At 34.1% G+C, this 7,468-nt stretch carries 9 protein-coding genes; 5 read left to right on the top strand and 4 right to left on the bottom strand.

Annotated elements, in window-relative coordinates; genetic code table 11:
- The first annotated feature begins 63 nt into the window (after window positions 1–63).
- The 3 genes from A1D26_RS02295 (at window position 64) to trpS (ending at window position 2,289) form a co-directional block, all read left to right on the top strand.
- Window positions 64–759 (top strand): AzlC family ABC transporter permease, encoded by a 696-nt coding sequence (locus A1D26_RS02295; RefSeq protein ID WP_157402496.1) that lies wholly within the window; start codon window positions 64–66, stop codon window positions 757–759.
- Window positions 759–1,085, top strand: a complete 327-nt coding sequence (locus tag A1D26_RS02290) for an AzlD domain-containing protein (RefSeq protein WP_157402495.1) — start codon at window positions 759–761, stop codon at window positions 1,083–1,085. The genes A1D26_RS02295 and A1D26_RS02290 overlap by 1 nt, the downstream gene beginning before the upstream one ends.
- Window positions 1,086–1,260: 175 nt before the next feature.
- Complete coding sequence (gene trpS, locus A1D26_RS02285) at window positions 1,261–2,289, top strand: tryptophan--tRNA ligase (protein WP_157402494.1); 1,029 nt, start codon at window positions 1,261–1,263, stop codon at window positions 2,287–2,289.
- Between the two features lie 67 nt (window positions 2,290–2,356).
- On the opposite strand, the gene A1D26_RS02280 is transcribed toward trpS, so the two are convergent.
- The 3 genes from A1D26_RS02280 to rbsK are packed head-to-tail and all read right to left on the bottom strand — an operon-like array spanning window position 2,357 to window position 5,608.
- On the bottom strand, window positions 2,357–3,373 hold the full coding sequence (locus tag A1D26_RS02280) for an aldose 1-epimerase family protein (protein ID WP_157402493.1): 1,017 nt from the start codon (window positions 3,371–3,373) through the stop codon (window positions 2,357–2,359).
- A gap of 11 nt (window positions 3,374–3,384) precedes the next feature.
- Complete coding sequence (gene fucP, locus A1D26_RS02275; protein ID WP_157402492.1) at window positions 3,385–4,674, bottom strand: L-fucose:H+ symporter permease; 1,290 nt, start codon at window positions 4,672–4,674, stop codon at window positions 3,385–3,387.
- A 10-nt stretch (window positions 4,675–4,684) separates the two neighbouring features.
- Entirely contained in the window at window positions 4,685–5,608 is a 924-nt protein-coding gene (rbsK, locus tag A1D26_RS02270; RefSeq protein ID WP_157402491.1) for a ribokinase, read from the bottom strand.
- 149 nt (window positions 5,609–5,757) lie between these two features.
- Between rbsK and deoC the strand changes: the two genes are divergently transcribed.
- Together deoC and deoR are read left to right on the top strand one after the other, a co-directional pair.
- Window positions 5,758–6,426: a deoxyribose-phosphate aldolase gene (deoC, locus tag A1D26_RS02265; RefSeq protein ID WP_157402490.1), complete on the top strand. Its 669-nt coding sequence runs from the start codon at window positions 5,758–5,760 to the stop codon at window positions 6,424–6,426.
- A 23-nt stretch (window positions 6,427–6,449) separates the two neighbouring features.
- Window positions 6,450–7,136, top strand: a complete 687-nt coding sequence (gene deoR / locus A1D26_RS02260; protein ID WP_157402489.1) for a DNA-binding transcriptional repressor DeoR — start codon at window positions 6,450–6,452, stop codon at window positions 7,134–7,136.
- A 230-nt stretch (window positions 7,137–7,366) separates the two neighbouring features.
- On the opposite strand, the gene A1D26_RS02255 is transcribed toward deoR, so the two are convergent.
- On the bottom strand, window positions 7,367–7,468 hold a 102-nt coding region (locus A1D26_RS02255; RefSeq protein WP_456300790.1), incomplete at its 5' end, for an EF-Tu C-terminal domain-related protein.

Raw genomic sequence — 7,468 nt, 5'->3', positions numbered from 1 at the left:
AGAGATAACTCGCGGTTTTTGCGTATAGGGGTTAGCTTTGAAACTAACACACCAAGGTACTTTATGTCATTTAATGCTGAAAATAGTTGGAAAAATGCTGTAAAACTCACATTGCCCATCTTAATGGGATACCTTGCAGCGGGTATTGCTTACGGTATATTAGCTACTTCTACTGGCTTACCAGCGTGGTTTACCATTGTAATGAGTTTTACTGTTTTCTCTGGTACAGCTCAATATGCAGCTATTCCGTTCTTTATTTCAGGCGTGGGTATCATCCCTATATTCTTAAGTACATTATTAATGAGTTTACGTTTTATGTTTTATACACTTAATATGTATTCTCTTTTGCCAAAGGAACGAGTTAAACGTTTTTTAAGTACCTGCTATTTAACTGATGAAAGTTTTGCATTACTGACAACCTTCCCCGCAAATACACGCCAAGCAATGATGCTCAAAGTCAATTTTTTGGGCATGATTTATTGGGTTATTGCCACCATAATTGGTATTGCCTTAGGTGATTCCGTTTCACAGTATATTCCAAACCTTGATTTTGCGTTGCCTTGCTTATTTGCTATTTTGGCTTATGAACAATATAAGAGCCAAAAGCAATGGAAATCTATTTTTATTGCGTTAGTCGGTTTTTTATTAGCTCGTCAAATTACCGACCAGAGTGTATTATTAGTCGCAATTTTAATCGCTATTGTCATTGTTACTTTACTGCCGCAATCGTTCTTTGATCATAAGAAAGGAAAAGCATAATGCATACTCTCGATATTATTTATATGCTGATTGCACTGACATTGGGCACGCAACTTTGCCGATTTTTACCCTTCTTTTTGCCCAAAAACTTGATGAATCATCCGATTTTGCAAAAATTAAATCGGATCTTACCGCTTGTCATTATGGTATTACTCTTGATAACCAGCGTTTCTATACCACAAAATAATCAGGGATATGTATTGTTTGGTGCACAGGTTCTTGCACTAGTAAGTGTTGTTATCAGCTATAAATATCTCAACAACATCTTGCTGAGCGTTTCACTCGGTATCCTTAATCTGAATCTTTCATTATGGCTATTTAGCTAAGAAAGTAGTTCTTACAGCGGTTCGTCTTTTCGCTTTTTTTATGCCATAATACTTGAAATGTATTTAACTAGCGGGCATTGCCCGTTGTCATAAGCGACAAGATTTATCCGATTTTTTGCAAAATTCTGCCCAAATCAAACCGCTTATCTTATCGAAATTTTAAAGAGAAAAAACAATGTCAAAACCAATCGTATTCAGTGGCGTTCAACCATCAGGTGAATTAAGTTTAGGCAACTATTTAGGTGCTTTACGTCAATGGACGAAAATGCAAGATGATTATGACTGCTTATTCTGTATCGTTGATTTACACGCCATCACCGTCCGCCAAGATCCAGAAGCCTTACGTAAAGCCACTTTAGACACCCTAGCAATCTATCTAGCTTGTGGGATTGATCCTGAGAAAAGCACTATTTTTATTCAATCCCATGTGCCAGAACATTCACAACTGGCGTGGATTTTAAATTGCTATACCTATTTTGGCGAGATGGGACGAATGACTCAATTTAAAGATAAATCTGCTCGTCACGAAGATAATGTGAATGTCGGTTTATTTACTTACCCAGTCCTAATGGCTGCAGATATTTTGCTTTATCAAGCAAATCAAGTACCTGTAGGCGATGACCAAAAACAACATTTAGAAATTACCCGTGATATTGCTAACCGCTTTAACGCCCTATACGGTAAAAAAGATACAGAAGGTCATGTAATTGAGAATCTATTTGCTGTGCCTGAAGTTTTCATTGCAAAAACCGGTGCGAGAGTGATGTCATTACTTGAGCCAACCAAAAAGATGTCAAAATCAGACGATAACCGCAATAATGTGATTGGCTTATTAGAAGATCCGAAATCGGTTGCGAAAAAAATTAAGCGAGCAATGACAGACGGCGATGAGCCACCAGTTGTACGTTACGACGTGAAAGAAAAACCAGGCGTGTCGAATCTACTTGATATTTTGGCGAGTGTAACAGGTAAAACTATTCCACAATTAGAAGCTGAGTTTGAAGGTAAAATGTACGGCCATTTAAAAACCGCCGTAGCCGATGAAGTTTCTGCGATGTTAGGTCAATTACAAGAACGTTATTATCATTTCCGTAATGATGAAGCGCTGCTTGAAAAAATCTATCAAGAAGGAGCTAAAAAAGCACGAGCCAAAGCTCAAGAAACATTAAAACAAGTCTATCAAGCGGTGGGATTTGTGGCGTAGAGGTAATAAGAATACAACAAACCCAAAGTCTAATTTCACTTTGGGTTTGTTAAGTAGATTATCGTGGCTAATCCTCTATACCAGTTAAAACGCTAAATTCTTTAGTTTCATAAGGGTTCAAGAATATAAGTGAGTTATTTTTCTGAGCCTCTTTAAATCCTTCTGGACGGCAAGTTGCAGGCAATACGAATGCCGCAACTTGCTGAACAGCATTATACAGAACCCATCGAGTCGCATAATTGAATTGATCTGATGAGAATTCTGTTCTATAGATATGTCCTTTTGGAGAAATCATTCTATATACTAACTTATCTTGATATTTGGATAGATTATCCATAAAAAAGACAATCTCAGGATCATATAATTCAGATTGAGTAAGTTTAGTTAAAGTACTCTTAGATTTTTTAAGACTATTATTAAAATCTAACCATTTAGGAGTAGGTATTACATGAGCAGGAATAGACTCTCTTAATTCAATAATATCTTCAGGAATGTTCTGTTCAAAACTAGCCCCTTCTTCATAACAATAATTCATATGACACATATACTGAAGAGGCATTTTTACTGATGATAAATTAGTTACGGATAAATTTATATTAAATAAACTACTGTCTTGGTATAGTACAACACTAGGTTTTGATAAATAATGATGCCCAAACCCTTTTACATATTCATATTGGCTGATTACACTAATTTTGTTATCTGATATTTCTAACCAACAATTATCCATTTGTGCACAAGGAAATTCTCCGTGTAAAGGGTGGTTATCTTCAGGGGAAGGACAACCATTACATAGTAATCCAGAGTGGAAAGAGAAACATCCATAAGTATCTATAATTGATGAGCCTAATTTAGGCTCATTAAACATATTTTTCATACATAGATTATGCCCTTCAAATACAGCATCCCAAATCATTTGACCATAATATGGTAAAACAACAAGATAACCCTTTGAATTAGATAAACGTAACGCTTCTACTCCAGAAGCATACTTAAAGCAACTGATTTTAAAATATTCATTTTCAAGAAGAATTGTTTCTTGTGAAAGGAATAATGACTTTGATAAATGTAATTTATAGTTCATATCTCCTCCTATTATTTTTTATCCGTTTTCATTTTGTCAAAGAAATAGTAACCAACATAAACAAAGCAGAGTAGTGGTACAATAAACGCCAGTTGTAAAGAACCAACTTTATCAGATACAAAACCATGGATAGCAGGAATAACAGCAGCACCTATAATTGACATTACTACAACAGCACCACCTACTTCTCGATATTCTTGTTCTACAGTATCTAGTACAGAAGCGTATATAGTTGCCCAACAAGGTCCAAATAAAACACTTGCAAATATTGCGGCGTATACTGCTGAAAAATCATTAACAAAAGCTGTATATCCTAAAGTTATTGCTCCAAGTACTGAATACCACATCAAAACAGCATTTGAATTAAATTTAGTCATCAAGAAATTAGCCACAAACTTACCTATAAAAAAGCCTATAAAACTATATACCATAAAGTTAGAGGCATCTCGTTCATTCATATCACTTAGAGATAGAGCTAAACGAATAGTAAAAGACCATACAGCAACTTGCATTCCTACATATAAAAATTGAGCAACAATTCCTTTCTTAAACGCAGAGTTTCTTGCAAGATACTTTAATGTATCAATAAAACTTGTCTCTCTAGTGTTTTCCATATTCGTTACTTTACATTTTGGAAATGGAATAATTAAGAATAATACCGTAACAGCAATTAATACAAAGATGATGTATTTATATGGTTGTAATGTATGCTCTAGCATTGACAGTTTAAATGCGTGAATCTGCTCTGCATTCATTGTTGCCATTTGCTGTTCCAAACTAGCACCATCTTGGAAAATTAAATATTTTCCAAGCAAAATACCTGCAATAGCACCTATAGGATAAAATGTTTGGCTTATATTTAGTCTCAGTGTTGCATAATCTTTATGCCCAATCATTGAGCTATAAGTATTTGCCGATGTTTCTAAAAAGCTTAAACCAATCGCAATTGAGAAAATTGCTGCTAAAAACATAGTATAAGTTGCCATATGGGAAGCAGGGTAAAACATTGAACAACCTACGATATAAAGTGTTAATCCAATGAGAATAGCTATTTTGTAACTTGTTTTCTTAATAACTAGAGAAGCAGGGATAGCAATTAAGAAATATCCACCATAAAACGCACTTTGTACTAAAGCACTTGCGAAATCGCTTAACGTAAAAACACTTTTAAATTGTGTAATCAAAATATCATTTAAGCTTGCCGCAGCTCCCCACAGTGGAAAGAGGCAAGAAAGCAAAATAAATTGCAAAATAGGTGTTTTATCTAAATAGCCATCGGGATATTGAGTAAATTTTGACATACGATTCTCCTTATAAATTATGACTAGTTTTAAAATTCTCAAATTGTTCTATATCAGGATAGGAAGATTGAGTGCCTCTGCCAGTAACGCTATATGCTGCAAAAATTGAGGCTTGTTTTAAGGCAGTTAGAACATCACCAGATTTAACTAAATAATGTGAAAAACATCCTATAAATGCATCTCCAGCACCACTTGAATCGATAGCATCAACTTTTGTTGGTGGAATATGTATTTTTGTATCTTTAGTCATCCATAAAGCTCCTCGGCTTCCTAATGTTACGACAATATTTTTCAAACCTTTTTGTAACAAAACATTTGCTGCATACTCTATTTCTTCTAATGTACTAACAGGTAAATTGGTTAGTATGGCTAATTCACTTTCATTTGGCATAAAGAAATCACAGCGACAAGCATACTCAATATTTAAATCTGTAGTAGCTGGGGCAGGATTCAAAATAACAGGAATGTTATATTTATTAGCAAAATCAATAGCGTAATACACCGTATTTAAAGGAATTTCTAGTTGTAACACAATTACATCACAATTTTTTAAATCAGTTTCAGCTTCATCAATATCTGTAGAAACTAGAAAATTATTTGCTCCTTTGATAATCAAGATCTGATTCTGAGCACTTTGATCTACAAATATAGGTGCTACACCACTAGAACACCCTGTTACTTTTTTTACATACTTATTATTAACACCAAAATTAGAAAAGTTAGCAATTGTGTTATCAGCAAATAAATCATCACCAACTTTACTAATCATCATCACATCAGCCCCTAGCTTAGCTGCTGCAATAGCTTGATTAGCACCTTTCCCTCCACATCCAATACTAAAACTAGGAGCTTCTAATGTTTCTCCCCACTTCGGCATATCATTAACATAGGTCACTAAATCAACCATATTTGAGCCAATAACAGCAATTTTCATTTTGTCCTCCCAATGTTAAAATAAAAACATTTATTGTCTATAATTAGTATAATTTCATTTTAATGTTAAAAAAGTGACATTGATCACAGAAATAAAAAAATTCTTAAGCAATAATGCAAATATGATTTTTATAGAAAAGAGGAAACAAAATGAGTACTATCTCTCAATACATCGATCATACGGCTTTATCTGCGGATACAACGGAAGAAAAAATTAAGTCTCTTTGCCTAGAGGCTGAAAAATTTCAATTCTGGTCCGTTTGTATAAATCCAGCTTATATCCCCTTGGCTAAGAAAATGTTAGCTAATTCTGATGTCAAAATTTGTACTGTTGTTGGATTTCCATTAGGTGCAACTTTAAGTAAAGTAAAGGTATTTGAAGCTATCAGTGCAATTGAAATGGGGGCGGATGAAATAGATATGGTCGTCAATATTGGTTGGGTAAAAAGCGGAAAATGGAATGCAGTAAGAGAGGACATTCAATGTGTTTTCGATGCTTGCGTAACAACGCCTCTTAAAGTTATTTTTGAAACTTGTTTGCTAAATGAACAAGAAATAGAGAATTTAGGTAAAATCTGTTCTGATATTGGAGTTGCTTTTATAAAAACATCTACAGGTTTTAGCCATTCTGGAGCAACCATCAATGCGGTAAAACTTATGAAACAGAGTGTGGGAAACTCAGTGCAAATAAAAGCATCTGGTGGAATAAAAACCAAAGAAGTAGCAGAACAGATGTTATTAGCAGGTGCAACTCGCTTAGGAACAAGCTCAGGAGTTATGATTATTACAGGTGAATCAAATACTACAGGGCAATATTAAAATATAACGTAAGGGGTAGGGCAATGGTATCTCGTCTACAAAAATTGACATTTCTACTGAAACAACAAAATCAAATTCATTTACGTGAAGCTGCTGAGATATTAGGAGTTTCAGAAATGACTATTCGTAGAGATATTAATAGTGGATCTACTCCTTTTAATTTATTAGGTGGGTATATTGTTTTAAAAAAACAAAAAAGCTCTTATCAGGTAATTGAGCAACAGTCTAAACATACGACAGAAAAACTGATTTTAGGAGAAGAAGCAGCAAAACTTATTGAAGAAGACGATGTCGTGTTTTTTGATTGTGGCTCAACAATCCCTTTTATAGCATCACAAATAGATCCTAAAATTCGTTTTACTGCAATATGTTGTTCCTTGAATACATTTTTAGTGTTATCAGAAAATTCAAATTGCAGACTAATTCTATTAGGTGGCGAATTTTCACGCAATAATGTATTATTTAATCCATTAAATAACGAATCTGAGCTAGATTTTATTATAACCGATAAGGCTTTTATTTCAGCTGCTGGATTTAGCGATAAAAATGGCGCTACTTGCTTTGATTTTACTGAGGCTAAGATAAAACGAAAAGCGATACTCAAATCCAAACAAGCCATTTTAGTTGTAGATAAATCAAAAAAAGAAGTTACACATAACGCATTTATCTGTTCATTATCCGAATTCAGCAGAATTATTACAGATATTTAGCTAAATATATTCCTTTGAAAATAATTAAATCTAACCAATTTTATTGGGTGTAATGGACAAAATAGTTGCTAACAACATAAGAAAAATATTATTAGCAACTATTTTGTCCATTACACCAATAAATGATTTGAGCGATATTAAGAATATAAGCGGTAAGATTTTCAATATAGTTTGCAAAACAAAAGGCGTACTTAAGTACGCCTTCTATTTATTCGCTTACGCTACATCTATTACTTGATGATTTTCGCTACAACGCCCGCACCTACTGTACGACCACCTTCACGAATCGCAAAACGTAAACCTTCGTCCATCGCGATTGGGTGAATTAAGCT

Source organism: Ursidibacter maritimus, assembly GCF_009761395.1.
GTDB lineage: Bacteria > Pseudomonadota > Gammaproteobacteria > Enterobacterales > Pasteurellaceae > Ursidibacter > Ursidibacter maritimus.
Note: the sequence above shows the minus strand (reverse complement) of the source record. Positions and strands in the feature narration are given on the sequence as shown.